Annotated in this window: 14 protein-coding genes; 7 read left to right on the forward strand and 7 right to left on the reverse strand. The window is 72.6% G+C overall.

Annotated features, from left to right (window positions below):
* Positions 1 to 121: 121 nt before the first annotated feature.
* From NMK34_RS25665 to NMK34_RS25695, 7 genes are all read right to left on the reverse strand, one after another.
* Positions 122 to 1636 (reverse strand): S1C family serine protease, encoded by a 1515-nt coding sequence (locus NMK34_RS25665; RefSeq protein WP_318335539.1) that lies wholly within the window; start codon positions 1634 to 1636, stop codon positions 122 to 124.
* A gap of 62 nt (positions 1637 to 1698) precedes the next feature.
* Entirely contained in the window at positions 1699 to 3255 is a 1557-nt protein-coding gene (locus tag NMK34_RS25670) for a sensor histidine kinase (protein ID WP_318335540.1), read from the reverse strand.
* Complete coding sequence (locus tag NMK34_RS25675; protein WP_318335541.1) at positions 3252 to 3953, reverse strand: response regulator transcription factor; 702 nt, start codon at positions 3951 to 3953, stop codon at positions 3252 to 3254. The genes NMK34_RS25670 and NMK34_RS25675 overlap by 4 nt, the downstream gene beginning before the upstream one ends.
* A 64-nt stretch (positions 3954 to 4017) precedes the next feature.
* Positions 4018 to 4638 (reverse strand): PadR family transcriptional regulator, encoded by a 621-nt coding sequence (locus NMK34_RS25680; protein WP_318335542.1) that lies wholly within the window; start codon positions 4636 to 4638, stop codon positions 4018 to 4020.
* Positions 4635 to 5465: a DUF4097 family beta strand repeat-containing protein gene (locus NMK34_RS25685; RefSeq protein ID WP_318335543.1), complete on the reverse strand. Its 831-nt coding sequence runs from the start codon at positions 5463 to 5465 to the stop codon at positions 4635 to 4637. The genes NMK34_RS25680 and NMK34_RS25685 overlap by 4 nt, the downstream gene beginning before the upstream one ends.
* Before the next feature lie 125 nt (positions 5466 to 5590).
* Positions 5591 to 6472: a lysophospholipid acyltransferase family protein gene (locus NMK34_RS25690; RefSeq protein WP_318335544.1), complete on the reverse strand. Its 882-nt coding sequence runs from the start codon at positions 6470 to 6472 to the stop codon at positions 5591 to 5593.
* On the reverse strand, positions 6469 to 7245 hold the full coding sequence (locus NMK34_RS25695) for a GNAT family N-acetyltransferase (RefSeq protein WP_318335545.1): 777 nt from the start codon (positions 7243 to 7245) through the stop codon (positions 6469 to 6471). The genes NMK34_RS25690 and NMK34_RS25695 overlap by 4 nt, the downstream gene beginning before the upstream one ends.
* A 174-nt stretch (positions 7246 to 7419) precedes the next feature.
* Here NMK34_RS25695 and NMK34_RS25700 point away from each other — a divergent pair, with 174 nt between their 5' ends.
* The 7 genes from NMK34_RS25700 to NMK34_RS25730 all read left to right on the forward strand — a co-directional run bounded on the left by NMK34_RS25700 (position 7420) and on the right by NMK34_RS25730 (position 17564).
* Positions 7420 to 8076, forward strand: a complete 657-nt coding sequence (locus NMK34_RS25700; protein WP_318335546.1) for a hypothetical protein — start codon at positions 7420 to 7422, stop codon at positions 8074 to 8076.
* A gap of 138 nt (positions 8077 to 8214) precedes the next feature.
* Positions 8215 to 9156 carry an ABC transporter ATP-binding protein gene (locus NMK34_RS25705; protein WP_396881172.1) on the forward strand — a complete coding sequence of 314 codons (942 nt, stop codon included), beginning with the start codon at positions 8215 to 8217 and terminating at the stop codon, positions 9154 to 9156.
* Positions 9153 to 9980 carry an ABC transporter permease gene (locus NMK34_RS25710; RefSeq protein ID WP_318335547.1) on the forward strand — a complete coding sequence of 276 codons (828 nt, stop codon included), beginning with the start codon at positions 9153 to 9155 and terminating at the stop codon, positions 9978 to 9980. Before NMK34_RS25705 ends, NMK34_RS25710 begins: the two co-directional genes overlap by 4 nt.
* A gap of 258 nt (positions 9981 to 10238) precedes the next feature.
* The gene (locus tag NMK34_RS25715) at positions 10239 to 13982 is read left to right on the forward strand and encodes a multifunctional oxoglutarate decarboxylase/oxoglutarate dehydrogenase thiamine pyrophosphate-binding subunit/dihydrolipoyllysine-residue succinyltransferase subunit (RefSeq protein WP_318335548.1); all 3744 of its coding nucleotides are present in this window, start codon (positions 10239 to 10241) and stop codon (positions 13980 to 13982) included.
* A 64-nt stretch (positions 13983 to 14046) separates the two neighbouring features.
* Complete coding sequence (locus NMK34_RS25720) at positions 14047 to 14226, forward strand: DUF6104 family protein (RefSeq protein ID WP_194800518.1); 180 nt, start codon at positions 14047 to 14049, stop codon at positions 14224 to 14226.
* A 162-nt stretch (positions 14227 to 14388) separates the two neighbouring features.
* Positions 14389 to 16455: a phosphate acetyltransferase gene (gene pta / locus NMK34_RS25725; RefSeq protein ID WP_318335549.1), complete on the forward strand. Its 2067-nt coding sequence runs from the start codon at positions 14389 to 14391 to the stop codon at positions 16453 to 16455.
* Positions 16452 to 17564: an acetate kinase gene (locus tag NMK34_RS25730; RefSeq protein ID WP_318335550.1), complete on the forward strand. Its 1113-nt coding sequence runs from the start codon at positions 16452 to 16454 to the stop codon at positions 17562 to 17564. Before pta ends, NMK34_RS25730 begins: the two co-directional genes overlap by 4 nt.
* Positions 17565 to 17566: the final 2 nt, after the last annotated feature.

Below are 17566 nucleotides of genomic sequence, written 5' to 3' on the forward strand. Positions count from 1 at the left end.
GCCGGTACGGGTGAGGCGCGCTCACCCGGACCGGGTGAGAAACGAGGAGGGGCGGCGGGTGACGGAGCCAACCCCCTTGGCTCCGTCACCCGCCGCCCGGGAGGGAGGCAGGTCCTCGGGACTATGACGTCTCGGCGAGCGTCACGGTTGCGCTCTCGCTGGATCCGTTTCGCTTGTACTGCACCTCGACCCGGTCGCCGACCTTGCCGGCCTGCACGGCGCCGACCAGGTCGTTCGAGTCGTTGATCACCTTGTCGCCGAACTTGGTGATCACGTCGCCGCGCTGGAGCCCGGCCTTCTCGGCGGGGCTGCCGGGCGTGACGGCGGCGACGAGCGCCCCGCCGTCCTCGGCGCCGTTCACGCTCACCCCGAGCGAGGGGTGGCTGATCTTCTCGCCGCGCTGGAGCTTCTCGGCCACGTTCTTGGCCTTGTTGCTCGGGATGGCGAAGCCCACACCGATGTTGCCGGTGCTGCCCTGCCCGGCGGTGGCGATGGCGGTGTTGATGCCGATCACCTCGCCGCGGGTGTTGACGAGCGCGCCGCCGGAGTTGCCCGGGTTGATCGGGGCGTCGGTCTGGAGCAGGCCGGAGATCGAGCTGGCGCCCTGCTGCGGGTTCTGCTGGCCGCCCTCGCCCGCCTGGATGGTGCGGTCGCGGGCGCTGAGGATGCCGGCGGTGACCGAGCCCTGGAGGCCGAGCGGGCTGCCCAGGGCGAGCACCTGGTCACCGACCTGCATGGCGTCGCTGTCGCCGAACTTGGCCGCCTTCAGGTTGCTCACGCCACTGGCCTGGACCACCGCGAGGTCGGTCTTCGGGTCGGTGCCGACGATCTTCGCGGAGGCGCTCTTGCCGTCGGCGAAGACCACCCGCACGGTGTCGCCGCCGGCGCCGGCGACGACGTGGTTGTTTGTGAGCACGTACCCGTCGGCGCTGAGGATCACCCCGGAGCCCTCACCGCTGTTCGTCATGATCGTGACGATGCTGTCCTGCACGGACGCCGCGATCTTGGGCAGGTCGGCGCTGTTGATCACCGGGGCGGCGGAGTAGGTGCGGGTGGGGCCGTCCCCGTCGAGCGCGAGGGCGAGCGCGCCACCGGCCACGCCGGAGCCGAACATCAGGGCCAGCGCCAGCGCGCCCGCGCCGACGAACTTCCCGGCCCGGCTGGGGCGGGCCGGCTGCTGCGGGCCCCACTGCGGCATCTGCTGCCCGGGCTGGTACGGCTGGTAGCCCTGCTGCGTCTGGTACGGCTGCGCCTGGTACGACGGCACCGGCCCGCCGTGCTGCGTGGACGGGTAGCCGGTGGTGGACTGCTGGTTCCAGCCGGCCTGCTGGTGCTGCTGCCCGTACCAGGGGTGCGGCTGCCCCGAGGCCGGGTACGGCGGCGCGGACGGTGTCGCCGGCTGCGGCGGGTACGGCCCGGCGGGCGCGGCGTCTCCGGCGCTGCCGGCCGGGTTCGTGTGTCCGGCGGGGGTGCCGGTTCCGGCGGCCGGGGAGTCGGCCGGAACCGACGCGGGGGCCGGGGTGCTGGAGGAGTCCGACGTCCCGCTCTCGACGCGGGGCAGCTCGGCGGTGTGGTGCGACGGCTCGGCGTCGGCGGGAGCCGGCGACCGCTGCGGATCGGTCTCGTGGTCGGTCATGCAACCAGCTTTCCCCGTGGCACTGTCACCAGCCTGGATTCCGCCTGGAAGTTTTCTGAATGTCACTCGCCGGGCTCGGGCTCCTCGGGCAGCAGCGGCAGCTTCACCCGGAAGGTCGCCCCGCCGCCCGGTGTCTCCGCCACCTCGACGGTGCCGTGGTGCGCGGCGACGAGCGCGGCCACGATGGCCAGGCCGAGGCCGGTGCTGATCGGCCCGCCGGCCCGGCGGGTACGGGCGGCGTCCACCCGGTAGAACCGCTCGAAGACCCGTTCGGCCTGCTCCGGGGTGAGGCCGGGACCGGTGTCCGCCACCTCCACCACGGCGAGGTTGCCCGCCTCGGCCCGCAGCCGCAGCGTCACCGAGGCGTCCGGCGGCGTGTGGGTGAGCGCGTTCGTCATCAGGTTGCCGATCACCTGGCGCAGGCGCGCGTCGTCGCCGAGCACCACGAGCGGCCCGGCGCCCGGTTCCCGCTCCAGCTCGATCCGCCGGTCCGGGGCGATCACCCGGGCCGCCTCGACCGCGTCGGACGCCAGCACCGGCAGCTCGACCGGGGCCAGCGCGATCGGCCGTTCCCGGTCCATTCGCGCCAGCAGCAGCAGATCCTCCACCAGCAGACCCATCCGGGACGCCTCGTCCTCGATGCGGCGCAGCAGGTCGGCGGTCTGCTCCGGCGCCCGCGCCGCGCCCTGGCGGTACAGCTCGGCGAAGCCCCTGATGGTGGTCAGCGGCGTGCGCAGCTCGTGCGAGGCGTCGGCGATGAACTGCCGCATCCGCTCCTCGGACCGGCGGGCCCGCGCCTCCGACGCCTGCGCGTACGCGGCGGCGTCCCGGGCGCCCATCTCGGCGCTGCGCGCCGCCGCCTCGGAGGCGGCCCGCGCAGTGAACGCGGCCTCGATCTGCGCCAGCATCGCGTTCAGTGCCCGGGACAGGCGGCCCAGCTCCGAGGTCGGGCACGCCCGCCCCTCCTCCGGGTCGGGCACCCGCCGGGTCAGGTCGCCGCCGGCGATGGCCGCCGCCGTCCGCTCGATCTCCACCAGCGGCTTCAGGCTGGTACGGACGATCCCGGCGCCCACCGACGCCAGCGAGATCAGCACCGCGCCACCGACCAGCAGGTCTATCCACACCAGCCGCCCGACCGCGGAGTCGACGCCGGTGAGGTGCTGCCCGAGCGCGATGATCCGCCCGTCGGGCAGGGCGGTGTAGAGCATCCGCCACCGGCTGCGGCCGTCCTCGGAGCGCACGGTGAACGGGTCGCCCACCCGCTCCTGGTAGCCCGCGTAGTCGGCGGGGAACCGGGGCAGTTCCTCGTCGCGCAGGCCCTCGTAGCGCGTCGGCTCCTCCGGCAGCTCCCCGGGCGCCATGACGGACGCCACGTAGTCCGACGGAATGGTGATCTTGATAGGGCCGCCGCCGGCCTTGTCGAGCGTGTTGGCAACCGTGTACGCGCCGCCGCGGAGCTGGTCGTCCGCCTGCCCGATCAGATAGTTCCGCAGCAGGAACGCGGTCAGGCCGCTGATCACCACCAGCGCCACAGCCACGAGCGCGAGGACCGCGGCGACGAGCTTCAGCCGGAGCGGGACGCTGCGCAGCCTGCCCTTCGCGTCGTGGACGACGTTCACGCCGCCGGCTTGCGGAGCACGTATCCCACTCCCCTGAGCGTGTGGATCAGCCGGGGCTGGGTGTTGTCGACCTTGCGCCGCAGGTACGAGATGTAGGACTCCACGATGTTGTCGTCACCGCGGAAGTCGTAGTTCCAGACGTGGTCGAGGATCTGCGCCTTGCTGAGCACCCGGTTGGCGTTGAGCATCAGGTAACGCAGCAGCTTGAACTCGGTCGGCGACAGCTGCACCCGCTGGCCGGCCCGGTGCACCTCGTGGGTCTCCTCGTCCAGCTCCAGGTCGGCGAAGGTGAGGCGGGACGGGGCCTGCTCACCGCTCGCGGTACGCCGCAGCACGGCCCGGATCCGGGCGGTCAGCTCCTCCAGGCTGAACGGCTTGGTGACGTAGTCGTCGCCGCCCAGGGTGAGCCCGCGGATCTTGTCGTCGGTGGCGTCGCGCGCGGTCAGGAACACCACTGGGGTACGCGTACCGCCCTCGCGCAGCATCCGGATGACCTCGAAGCCGTCCAGGTCGGGCAGCATCACGTCGAGCACCACCAGGTCGGGCCGGTGGTCCTTGGCGGCGTTCAGGGCGGCGCTTCCGCTGGTCGCGGTGGCCACGTCGAAGCCCGCGAAGCGCAGGCTCGCGGAGAGCAGTTCGAGGATGTTGGGATCGTCCTCGACGACGAGAAGCCGTGCCTCGGTGTGGGTAGCCGCCATGTCACCCATCATCCGCGCTGCGGCTGCGGCCACGCTGGGTGCTCCCTGGAAACAACCTGAGAGATCAGCGGAGCAGTCGCCGCAGCCCTTCCAGCGCGCCGTCGAGCAGCCGGATCGCGGTACGGAGCTGGTTGTCGCTCAGCCGCCGGGCCCGGACGAGCGCACCGACCTCGACGGTGAACGCGGCCAGCCGCTCGTCGAAGTCGGCGAGCAGCGGTGAGTCGTCCGGACGGGCCGCGCCCTCGCGGGTCGCCGGACGGGCGGTGGCGGACGCCGCCCAGCCGCCCTGGCGGGTCTGCCGGGCCACCTCGCGCAGTTCCCGCTTCAGGTCGCGCACAGATCCGCGCACCTCGGTGCGGATCTCGCCGGCCAGCGCGGAGAGATCCTCGACGGCGGCGCCGATGTCGTTCTCCAGCGTCGACAGCTCGTCGGCGCGCTGCCGCAGTTCGGCGCGGCCCGCCTCGGTGATCTCGTAGACCTTGCGGCCACCCGCGGCGGTGTGCGTGACCAGCCCCTCCGCCTCCAGCCGTTGCAGGCGCGGGTAGATGGTGCCGGCGCTCGGTGCGTACAGGCCGAGGAAGCGCTCCTCCAGCAGGCGGATCAGCTCGTAGCCGTGCTTCGGGCCGTCGTCGAGCAGCTTCAGCAGGTAGAGCCGGAGCCGGCCGTGGCTGAACACCGCGGTCACGGCACGTCCTCCACATGGTCGGCGGGCGCGACCGGGCGGGCGAGCAGCGCGATGCTGCCGGAGGTCGCGGAGGCCCAGAGCCTACCCGCACCCCCGCCGAGCACGCCGTGGCTGTCCTTGATCGAGCCGAGCCCGCGTCCACCGCTGTCCACCTGGGGAAAGCCGCTGGTGATCTTGCCGGACGTGGTGTGCAGGTGCACGGTGAGGTCGCTGTCCTCGCGGACCCGGACGGTGATGCTGCCGGAGATGGCGCTGAGCCGGATCTCGCTGCCGCGCGGGTTGTCCAGGTCGCAGGTGATCGAGCCGGAGACGGCGTGGGCGCGGACCCGGTCGGGCGCGCTGTCGGCGAGGATCAGCTCACCGGAGACCGTCTCCAGGTCCAGGTCACCGCCGATGCCGAGCGCCTCGACCGGCCCGGAGATGACCTTCGCGCTGGTGCGTCCTCGCAGCCCGCGCAGCGTGACCTGGCCGGAGGTGACGTCGACCCGGGTCTCCCGGCGCAGCCCGGAGGCGACCAGCGCGCCGCTGACCACCGACAGGGTGGCGAGCACGTCCGGCGGGACGGCCACCGACACCTCGGCCCGGATCCGGTTGCCGAACCAGGAGAAGATGCCGAACAGGCCGGGCTTGCGCTTGTGCCGGATCGTCAGCCGCCCGTCGCGTACCTCGACGAGGAGCGGCCGGCTGCTGACCCGGGTCACGTCGACCCGGGCCGGACCGTCGGCGCCGACCACGTTCAGCCGGCCGCTGATCAGCTCGGCGTCGAGCCGGGTGATGGGCTCGTCCAGCGTGATGCGCTGCGGGTTGTCGACCGTCCAACTGGCCATGACACGCTCCCCTCGTCGGCGCGCCGACCCACGGCGTGCCAGGTGTTGCGAGGAGCGTAACGCGATACATCGCGACTTAACAAGACACTATCGCGACTGTGTCGCGTCCCCGACGGCGGAGCGGGTCAGGCCGCCAGGTCGAGCTGGGCCGCGAGCACGGGACGCGGGGCCGGGTGGACGGCGGCCTCGGCGATCCGGGCCAGCGCGCGGCGGTCCGCGCCCTCGGCCGGGTGCAGCGCCGCGCTCACCGTCACCGACACGGTCAGGCCCCGCGCGGCGAGCACCCGGCGTACCGACGCCCAGAGCGTCTCCTCCCCCAGGAAGGCGGGCAGCGTGCTCGGGTCGCCCGCGTACCGGTAACCGAGGCTCAGCGGCACCACCGGCGCGCCCGCCGCCACGGCGGCCTCGAACATCGCCGGGCGGAAGCCGCGGCTCGGGCGGCAGTCCGTCGCGGCGCCGCACCAGGTCGTACCCTCCGGGAACACCGCCACCGACCGCCCGGACCGCAGCGCGCCGGCCACCCGCGCGACGGTGGCCGGCAGGTCACGCGGCCGGGACCGGTCCACGAAGACGGTGCCCGCCGCGGCGGCCAGGGCACCGACCAGCGGCCAGCTCCGGACCTCGCGCTTCGCCACCATCCGGACCGGCGACACGGCGAGCACCGCCAGGATGTCCAGCCAGGAGACGTGGTTGGCGACCAGCAGCGCGCGCCCGCGCGGCGTCCGGCCGCGGACCAGCAGCCGGACCCCGAGGGTACGCAGCGTCCACCGCGCCCAGCCGCGCGACGCGGCCCGGCCCCGGGCGGCGGACAGCAGCGGCAGCAGCACTGCGAGGCCCGCCCCGGCCAGCAGCATGCCGAGTACGCCGAGCAGCCGTCCCGCACGGCGCAGCCGCGACACGTCCGGGGCTGCGGTCGGCGGAAGGCAGTCCGGCCCGCAGCCGGAGGTCGGCCGCCACAGGCCCTCCCCGGCACCCGGACCGGCCGCCCACGGCTCGGCGGCGGTCACGACCCGGCCTCGCCGAGGAAGTGCCGCAGGTAGCGCGGGTTCATCCGGTCCAGCGAGAACAACACGTAGAAGTCGGCACAGCCGAAGTCCGCGTCGTACGCGGGCTCGCCGGCCACCCAGGCGCCCAGCCGCAGGTAGCCGCGCAGCAGCGGCGGCACGAGCGCCCGCCGTTGCGCCGGGGTGAGCGCGGCGAGGCCGGCGGCCGGCGCCTCGGCGAACCAGGGCCGGCGCGGGGTGACCCGCAGCAGCGGCGGGGCGAGGTGCCGGGCGGTGACCTCGGCCCACACCTGCGCGGCGGCGGTCCCGCCGTCGGCGACCGGCACCGAGGCGCAGCCGCCGAGCCAGCGGGCGCCGCGCAGGTGCAGGTAGCGGCAGATCCCGGCCCACATCAGGTTGATCACCGCGCCGGTGCGGTGATCGGGGTGGACGCAGGAGCGGCCCGCCTCGACCAGGTGGTCGCGGAGCGGGGCCAGCGGGCTCAGATCGAACTCGGCGTCGGCGTACCGGCGTTCGGTGCGGCCGGGCGGCAGCAGCCGGTACGTGCCGACGACCTCCCCGGTGCCCTCGCGCAGCACCACCAGGTGGTCGCAGTACGCGTCGAACCCGTCGGTGTCGAGCCCGGTGGCGGCGGTCGGCAGGGTGGCGCCGAGTTCGCCGGCGAACACCTCGTGGCGCAGGCGTTGCGCGGCCGCGACCAGAGTCGGGTCGTCGGCGATCAGCAGGGTGTAACCGCTGGTCGTGAGCGGTGCGCCAGCGGCGTGCAGAACGGCCATGACTCCTGTGTAGGTGCCCCGGGTTGCCGCCGGACGGGATGAGTGGTGTCGATCCGGTGAACGCCGGTCGGCGGCGGCGTGCGAACCGGGACGGCCGGGACGGGACCGGCGTGTGCGAGGCTGCCGGGCGGACCGCCCGCGACGGCGCAGGCGGAGGGGAACCCGGAGGTGCACATGCTGGTCGAGGCCCGCTTCCAGGGGCCGGACGGCTCCGGCAACGGCGGCTGGAGCGCCGGGATCTTCGCCGCGCTGATCGACGACCGGGGCCCGGTGGAGGTCACCCTGCGCCGGCCGCCGCCGCTGGACACGCCGCTGACCGCCGCCGACGGCGAGGTACGCGACCCGGGCGGTCACCTGATCGCCCAGGTACGCCGGGTCGAGCCGGTCGACGCGGTGGTGCCGCCGGTGGACCCGGCGACGGCGGCGCAGGCCGCGCGGGCGTACCCCGGTCTGGTCGACCATCCGTTCCCCCGCTGCTACGTCTGCGGCCCGGCGAACCCGGACGGGTTGCGGATCTTCCCCGGCCGGCTGCCGGACGGGCGGACCGCCGCGCCGTTCCGCGCGCCGGCCGAGGTGGTGCCCGCCACGGTGTGGGCGGCGCTGGACTGCCCGGGCGGCTGGGCGGTGCTCGCGCCCGGTCGGCCGTACGTGCTGGGGCGGATCGCCGCGCAGGTCACGGCGCTGCCCCGGCCCGGCGACGAGTGCGTGGTGACCGGCGTGGCGGTGGGCTCCGAGGGGCGCAGGGCCGAGGTGCACACCAGCCTGTACGGTGCGGACGGCGCGCTGCTCGGCCGCGCCCGGGCCACCTGGGTGGCGCTACCGAGCCGGTGATCTCCTCCCTGAGGAGGACGGCGCGTACACGTCCCGCCTGATTGACCCGCTTGCGCCGGGTTGGAAGGCTGTTGTCGGGTGCCCCCGCAACGGCGCCCCCACCGGCGCGCGACGAGCCCGCCGGGGCAGGAGAGGAGAATGATGTCCGACGGGCAGCCACGCCCCAGTGCCGGGACCGGCCAGATCATCGTGTCCGGCCTGACCAAGCAGTACAAGACCGTCCGCGCGGTCGACGATCTGTCGTTCACCGTCGAGCCGGGCCGGGTCACCGGCTTCCTCGGCCCCAACGGCGCGGGTAAGACGACCACGCTGCGCATGCTGCTCAACCTGGTGACGCCGAGCGCCGGCACGGCCACCATCGGCGGCAGCCGGTACGCCGACCTGCCCGACCCGCTCCGTACCGTCGGTGCGGTGCTGGAGGCGTCCAGCGCCCACAAGGGCCGCACCGGCATCAACCACCTGCGGGTGATCTGTGCCGCGGCGGGCCTGCCGAAGGAGCGCGCCGACGAGGCGCTCGCCCTGGTCGGGCTCTCGCCCGCGGCCAAGCGCAAGTTCAAGGGCTACTCGCTCGGCATGAAGCAGCGGCTCGGCATCGCCGCCGCGATGCTCGGCAACCCGCAGGTGCTGATCCTGGACGAGCCGGCCAACGGCCTGGACCCGGAGGGCATCCGCTGGATGCGCGGCTTCCTCAAGGGGCTCGCCGCCGAGGGACGGACGGTGCTGGTCTCCAGCCACCTGCTCTCCGAGATGCAGCTGCTCGCCGACGACGTGGTGATCATCGCGGCCGGCAAGCTGGTCCGGCAGGGGCCGGTCGACCAGGTGATGGCGTCGATGACGCACGACGTGCGGGTGCGGGTGCGCACCCCGCAGGCCGACGAACTGACCGCGGCGCTGCGCGAGCAGTCCGCCGTCGTCGACACCGACCCGCACGGCGCGCTGCTGGTGACCGGCGTGGACGCGCCGGCTGTGGGCCGGGTCGCGCTGGCCGCCAAGGTGGAGCTGCACGAGCTGACCACCGAGCGCCCCGACCTCGAAGGGGTCTTCCTGGAGCTGACGGCCGGAAAGGCGGAGATCCGATGACGCTTGTCCGATCCGAACTGCTCAAGATCCGTACCACCAGCACCTGGTGGATCTTCGGGCTGATCAGCCTGGCGCTGTGGGCGCTCACGCTGTTCTTCAACTGGTTGCAGACCGAGGCGCTGGCCAGCGGGAACTTCGGCCAGGCGCCGGAGGACCAGACCGACCAGTTGCAGGCCATCGCGGCCGCCGACAACCTGGCGGCCAACCTCTACACCAACGGCCAGTTCTTCGGGCTGCTCATCGTGCTGCTGCTGGGCATCGTGGTGGTGACCAGCGAGTTCTTCCACCAGACGGTGACCACCACGTTCCTCACCGCGCCGCACCGCACCGCGGTGATGCTGGCCAAGCTGGCCGCGGCCGGCGTGCTGGCGCTGCTGTTCTGGCTCGTCACCACCGTGCTGAACCTGGTAACCGCGCCGCTGATCCTCAGCGCGGTGGACGTCGGCTCGCAGCTCGACAGCGGCGCCGTGTGGCGGGCGATCGCGCTCAACGGCCTGGCGTACCTGCTGTGGTCGGTGCTCGGCGTCGGCCTCGGCGTGCTGATCCGCAGCCAGATCGGCGCCACCGTGACCGGCATCCTGTTCTACCTGGGCGGCGCGATCGGCGCGGTCATCGTGCTGAGCCTGCTCGCCTCGCGGTACGGCGACTGGATCAACAAGCTCCAGCTGCTGGTCCCGTCGCTGGCCTCCGGTCTCATGGTCGGCGGCGACACCGACATCCCGGGCAACCCGCCGCAGTGGGCGGGCGCCCTGGTGCTGATCGGGTACGCGGTGGTGGCCGGCGCGATCGGCGTGGCCACGATCCGCAAGCGCGACATCTCCTGACCTCGCGGTCCGGACGGACCCCGGCCGGTGACGGACGTCATCGGCCGGGGTCTCGCTCGTCTAGCAGGAGTCGGCGGATCACGCAGCGTTTGCCGAACTTCTGGCATCTTCTGTGAAACGGACCACCAGAAGGAGGCGAGAATGCCTGCGCGCAACGCACGGCGTAGCCTTGGCATCGGTTTACCCAGCGTCGGCAACCGGGGGTCACCGGGGGCCACCGTGACATTCACAACCGCGTGAAAGAGGCGATTAGCGGCCGTGTCGACCCAGCAGACTTCGCAGGAGAACCCACTGGCGGGTTTCGGCCCGAACGAGTGGATCGTCGAGGAGATGTACCAGCGTTACCTCGCCGACCCCTCGAGCGTCGATTCGGCCTGGCACGACTTCTTCGCCGACTACCGGCCGGCCCCGGGCGCCGCCACACCGCGCCCGGACGGGCAGGCCAAGCCGGCCGCGAAGCCGGAGCCGGCCGAGCAGCAGGAAGCAGTGGCCACGGTCAAGGAGCAGCCCGCCAAGACCGAGCCGAAGGCCGCCCCCAAGGCCGCGGCCGCCCCGGCCAAGCCCGCCGCCAAGCCGGCGGCGAAGGCGCCTGAGCCGGCCAAGAAATCCGCCCCGGCCAAGCCGGCCGCCAAGGCGCCGACCGCGAGCGCCGCGGGCACCACGCCGCTACGCGGCGTCGCCGCCAAGATCGTGCAGAACATGGACGCGTCGCTGTCGGTCCCGACCGCCACGAGCGTGCGCGCCGTCCCGGCCAAGCTGCTCGTCGACAACCGCATCGTGATCAACAACCACCTGGCCCGCGGTCGCGGCGGCAAGGTCAGCTTCACCCACCTGATCGGGTACGCGCTCGTCCGCGCGGTCGTCGAGCACCCGGAGATGAACAACTCCTTCGCCGAGGTCGACGGCAAGCCGGCGATGGTCCGCCCGGAGCACGTCAACCTGGGCATCGCGATCGACCTGGTCAAGCCGGACGGCTCGCGCAACCTGGTGGTGCCGTCCATCAAGGGCTGCGAGCAGATGGACTTCCGGCAGTTCTGGCAGGCGTACGAGGACGTGGTCCGGCGCGCCCGTCGCAACGAGCTGACCATGGAGGACTACTCCGGCACCACGATCTCGCTCACCAACCCGGGCGGCATCGGCACGGTGCACTCGATCCCGCGCCTGATGCAGGGGCAGAGCGCCATCATCGGCGTCGGCGCGATGGAATACCCGGCCCCCTACCAGGGCATGAGCGAGGCCACCCTGGCCGAGAACGCGGTCAGCAAGGTCATCACGCTGACCAGCACGTACGACCACCGGATCATCCAGGGCGCGCAGTCCGGCGAGTTCCTCAAGGTCATGCACGAGCTGCTGCTCGGCGAGCGCGGCTTCTACGACGACATCTTCACCTCGCTGCGGATCCCGTACGAGCCGGTGCGCTGGATGCGCGACGTGGCCGTCGACAGCGAGGGCCAGATCAACAAGACCGCGCGGGTGCACGAGCTGATCCACGCGTACCGGGTCCGCGGCCACCTGATGGCCGACACCGACCCGCTGGAGTTCAAGATCCGGAAGCACCCGGACCTGGACGTCCTCCAGCACGGGCTCACGCTGTGGGATCTCGACCGCGTCTTCCCGGTCAACGGCTTCGCCGGCCAGCAGCGGATGAAGTTGCGCTCGATCCTCGGCGTGCTGCGCGACTCGTACTGCCGCCGCGTCGGCATCGAGTACATGCACATCCAGGACCCGGAGGAGCGGCGCTGGATCCAGGAGCGGGTCGAGCGCAAGTACGAGAAGCCCAGCTCCGACGAGCAGAAGCACGTGCTGAACCGGCTCAACGCCGCCGAGGCGTTCGAGACGTTCCTGCAGACCAAGTACGTCGGCCAGAAGCGCTTCTCGCTGGAGGGCGGCGAGTCGCTGATCCCGCTGCTCGGCGAGGTGCTGGAGTGCTCCGCCGAGGCCGGGCTGGACGAGGTCGTCATCGGCATGGCCCACCGCGGCCGGCTCAACGTGCTGGCGAACATCGTCGGCAAGCCGTACGAGAAGATCTTCTCCGAGTTCGAGGGGCACCTCGACCCGCGGTCCACGCAGGGCTCGGGCGACGTGAAGTACCACCTCGGCCAGAACGGCAAGTTCACCACCCCGGACGGCGAGCACGCGGTCAAGGTGTCGGTGGTGGCGAACCCGTCGCACCTGGAGGCCGTGGACCCGGTGCTGGAGGGCATCGTCCGGGCCAAGCAGGACCGGATCGACCTCAAGCTGGAGGGCTACACCGTGCTGCCGCTGGCGGTGCACGGTGACGCCGCCTTCGCCGGCCAGGGCGTGGTGGCCGAGACGCTCAACCTCTCCCAGCTGCGCGGCTACCGCACCGGCGGCACCGTGCACGTGGTCGTCAACAACCAGGTCGGCTTCACCACCGCACCGGAGTACAGCCGGTCCAGCCTCTACAGCACCGACGTGGCCCGGATGATCCAGGCGCCGATCTTCCACGTGAACGGCGACGACCCGGAGGCAGTGGTCCGGGTGGCCCGGCTCGCGTTCGAGTACCGGCAGGCGTTCAACAAGGACGTCGTGATCGACATGGTCTGCTACCGCCGGCGTGGGCACAACGAGGGCGACGACCCGTCGATGTCCAACCCGGAGATGTACAAGATCATCGACTCGAAGCGGTCCGTCCGGAAGCTCTACACCGAGGAGCTGATCGGGCGCGGCGACATCACCGTGGAGGACGCGGAGGAGCTGCTGCGCGACTACCAGGGGCAGCTGGAGCGGGTCTTCAAGGCCACCCGGGACGCCGCGACCACCCCGCGTCAGCTCAGCCGCCCGGCGCGGGAGGAGGAGCCGGAGCCGCAGGTCGACACCGCCACCGACGCCGCAGTGGTCAAGGCGATCGGCGAGGCGCACGTCAACCTGCCGGAGGGCTTCACCCCGCACAAGCGGATCCAGCAGCTGCTGGAGCGGCGCCGCAAGATGTCCGTCGAGGGCGGCATCGACTGGGGCTTCGCCGAGATCATCGCGTTCGGCACGCTGCTGCACGACGGGGTCACCGTCCGGCTCGCCGGGCAGGACTCGCGCCGCGGCACGTTCGTCCAGCGGCACGCCTCGGTGGTCGACGCCAAGACCGGCGAGGACTACCTGCCGCTGAAGTCGCTCACCGCCGACGGCGAGCGGTCGCGCTTCTTCGTCCACGACTCGCTGCTCTCCGAGTACGCGGCCATGGGCTTCGAGTACGGCTACTCGGTGGAGAACATCAACGCGCTGGTGGCCTGGGAGGCCCAGTTCGGTGACTTCGTCAACGGCGCCCAGTCGGTGATCGACGAGTTCATCTCGTCCGGCGAGGTGAAGTGGGGTCAGCGCTCCGCGGTGACGCTGCTGCTGCCGCACGGCCACGAGGGCCAGGGCCCGGACCACACGTCCGGCCGCCCGGAGCGGTTCCTCCAGCTCTGCGCCGAGGACAACATGCGGGTGGCCATCCCGACCACCCCGGCGAACTACTTCCACCTGCTGCGCCGCCAGGCCCTGTCGCCCAAGCGCAAGCCGCTGGTGGTGTTCACGCCGAAGTCGCTGCTGCGGCACAAGCTGTGCGTGTCGCCGGTGGAGGACTTCACCACCGGCACGTTCTCCCCGGTGCTGGCCGACACCGCGGCTCCGGCGCCGGAGCAGGTGAAGCGGGTGCTGCTCTGCTCGGGCAAGGTCTACTACGACCTGTTCCAGGCCCGGCAGGAGCGGGGCGTGACCGACACCGCGATCATCCGGATGGAGCAGCTCTACCCGCTGCCCGTCGAGGAGGTCCGGGCCGCGCTCGCCCAGTACCCGAACGCCGAGGACTTCGCCTGGGTCCAGGAGGAGCCGGCCAACCAGGGCGCCTGGTCGTTCGTCGCGCTCAACCTGCTGGAGCACCTGCCCGAGGTCCGGCTGCGCCGCATCTCCCGGCCGGCCGCCGCCGCGCCGGCGGTGGGCTCGGCGAAGATGCACGAGGTCGAGCAGAACGCGCTGATCGAGGCGGCTCTCCCCCGCCCGTGACACCACCGGCAGCGGCCCGTCCCCACCCCGGGGCGGGCCGCTGCCGTACGACGAGAGGAACACCGTGTACTTCACCGACCGTGGCATCGAGGAGCTGGTCGAGCGCCGGGGTGACGAGCAGGTCAGCCTGGAGTGGCTGGGCGAGCGGCTGCGTGACTTCGTCGACCTGAACCCGGAGTTCGAGACCCCGATCGAGCGGTTCGCCACCTGGCTGGCCCGCCTCGACGACCCGGACGAGGACTGACGCCCTCCTCCCCCTCCCCCGCGATCTTGCAGTTGCGGCCCGCCTCGTGTCCGGTTAGTGGCATATGCCAGGGCGGCAACTGCAAGATCGGCGGTGCCCGAGGGGGTGGGGACGGGTCGAAGGACCTGGGCGGCGGTTACAGCGATCTTGTAGCGTGAGGTCGTGGCGCGCAGCGTGTACCTGACCGGTGTCGGTTCGGGCGGCGGAAAATCAACTGTGGCGCTCGGGCTGGCCGAGCTGTTGTCCCGACAGGTGGAACGGATAGGCGCGTTCCGGCCGCTCGTCGCCGGTGACGGAGTCGACCCGATCCTGGCCCTCCTCACCGAGCGCTACCGGATGGATCTACCTGTCGACGAGCTGTACGGCGCCACGTACGCCGAGGCGAGCGCGCTCGTCGCGGACGGCCGCCGGGAGGAGCTGATCTCCCGGATCGTCACCCGCTACCGCGAGGTCGAACGGCGCTGCCCGGCGATAGTGGTGGTCGGCAGCGACTTCGCCTACGGCGACGGCACCGGCCCGCGTGAGCTGGCCTTCAACGCCCGGCTGGCGACCGAGTTCAGCAGCGTCGTGGTGCCCGTCGTGGACGGGTTCGGCCAGACGCCCGACACGATCGCCGCGGCGCTGCGTGGCGCGTACCACGATCTGGTCGACCTCGGCGCGACGGTGATCGCGGCGCTGGCCAACCGCGTGCCCGAGCCGATGGCGCTGCCCGAGCTGCCGGTGCCCGCGTACGCGATCCCGGAGGTGCCGACCGTGTCGGCACCGACGGTGGCCGAGGTGGCCGCGGCGCTGCGCGGCACGGTGCTCACCGGCGACGAGACCGCGCTCGACCGCGACGTGCTCGACTACGTGGTGGGCGCCGCGCACGTGCCGACGCTGCTGGACCACCTCACCGACGGGGCGCTGGTGATCACCCCGGGCGACCGGGCGGACCTGCTGGTCGCCGCCGGCGCCGCGCACGTGGCCGGGCAGGTGTCGCTGGCCGGGCTGGTGCTCACGCTCGGCGAGCAGCCCGACCCGCGGGCCATGCGCCTGGTCGAGCGGATGAACACCGGGCTCCCCGTGCTGTCGGTGCCGAGCGACAGCTACGACACGGTGTCCGCGTCCAGCCGGATCGAGGGACGCCCGAGCACCGCCAACCCGCGCAAGGTCGAGGCCGCGCTCGGCGCGTTCGAACGCTGCGTGGACACCGACGACCTGGCCCGCCGGCTGCGGGTCAGCCGGTCCGCGCGGGTCACCCCGCTGATGTTCGAGAACGACCTGATCGACAGGGCCCGCGCCCGCCGCCGCCGGCTGGTGCTGCCCGAGGGCGCCGACGAGCGGATCCTGCGCGCGACCGAGGTGCTGCTGCGCCGGGGCGTCGCGGAGATCACCCTGCTCGGCCGCCCGGACGAGATCGCCCGGCGGACCCGGGAACTCGGCGTGGACCTCGGCGACGCCCAGGTCGTCGACCCGGCGACCAGCCCGTGGCGGGACGAGTTCGCGCAGGCGTACGCGCAGTTGCGCGCCCACCGCGGCGTCACCGTGGAACTGGCGCACGACATCGTGGCGCAGCCCAACTACTTCGGCACGATGATGGTGCAGACCGGCCACGCCGACGGCATGGTCTCCGGCGCCACCCACACCACAGCCGCCACCATCCGCCCGGCCTTCGAGATCATCCGGACCGTACCCGGCGTCTCCGTCGCGTCCAGCGTCTTCTTCATGCTGCTCGCCGACCGGGTGCTGGTGTACGGCGACTGCGCCGTCAACCCCGACCCGGACGCCGACCAGCTCGCTGACATCGCCATCTCGTCGGCCGACACAGCGGCCCGGTTCGGCATCGAGCCGCGGGTGGCGATGCTGTCGTACTCCACCGGCAGCTCCGGCTCGGGCGCCGACGTGGAGAAGGTCGCGGCGGCCACCAAGCTGGTCCGGGAACGCCGGCCGGACCTGCTGGTCGAGGGCCCGATCCAGTACGACGCCGCGATCGACCCGCAGGTGGCGGCCACCAAGCTGCCGGACAGCCCGGTCGCGGGGCGGGCCACGGTGTTCATCTTCCCGGACCTGAACACGGGCAACAACACGTACAAGGCGGTGCAGCGGTCGGCCGGAGCGGTGGCGGTCGGGCCGGTCATGCAGGGCCTGCGGCGGCCGGTGAACGACCTGTCCCGCGGCGCAGGAGTGCCGGACATCGTCAACACGGTGGCGATCACCGCCATCCAGGCCGCCGCGGAGGCGTCGGAATGAGCCGCATCCTGGTCCTCAACAGCGGATCCTCGTCGGTCAAGTACCGGCTGTACGACGGCGACGACGTCCTGGACAAGGGCACCGTCGAGCGGGTCGGCGAACCCGGCGGCGGGCCGGCCGACCACGAGAGCGCGGTCCGGGAGATCATCGGCCGGCTCGACCTGACCGGGCTGTCCGGTGTCGGCCACCGGGTGGTGCACGGCGGGCGGAAGTTCAGCGCGCCGGTACGAATCGACGACGCGGTAGTCGCCGCGATCGAGGACCTGGTGCCGCTGGCGCCGCTGCACAACCCGGCCAACCTCGCCGGCATCCGGGTGGCCCGGGAGGCGCTGCCGGACGTCCCGCAGGTGGCCGTCTTCGACACCGCGTTCCACCACACGCTGCCCGAGGCCGCCGCCACGTACGCGATCGACAAGGCCACCGCCGAGCGGTACGGCATCCGCCGGTACGGCTTCCACGGCACCTCGCACGCGTACGTCTCGCGTCGCGTCGCCGACCTGCTCGACCGCCCGTACGACCGGCTCAACACGATCACGTTGCACCTGGGCAACGGGGCGAGCGCGTGCGCCGTCCAGGGTGGGCGCAGCGTGGCCACCTCGATGGGCATGTCCCCGCTGGAGGGCCTGGTGATGGGCACCCGCAGCGGCGACCTCGACCCGACGGTCATCTTCCACCTGCGCCGCGAGGGCGGCATGGTCGTGGACGACATCGACGACCTGCTCAACCACCGCAGCGGCCTGCTCGGGCTGACCGGCGTCAACGACATGCGCGAGGTACTGGCCCGCCGCGACGCCGGTGACCCGGATGCGGCGCTGGCGTTCGACGTCTACTGCCGGCGGATCACCGGCTACGTGGGCGCGTACTACGCGCTGCTCGGCCGGGTCGACGCGATCGCGTTCACCGCCGGGGTCGGCGAGCACGCCGCGCCGGTGCGGGCGGCGTCGCTGGCCGGGCTGGAGCGGCTCGGCGTCGCCGTCGACCCGGCGCGCAACGACGGCCACGGCGACCGGCTCGTCTCCCCCGACGGCGCGGAGGTGGCGGTGCTGGTGGTCGGCACCGACGAGGAGCGGGAGATCGCCCGCGAGACCCGTGAGGTGCTCGGCGTCTGAAG

Source organism: Micromonospora sp. BRA006-A (assembly GCF_033433935.1).
GTDB classification, from domain to species: Bacteria; Actinomycetota; Actinomycetes; order Mycobacteriales; family Micromonosporaceae; genus Micromonospora; species Micromonospora aurantiaca.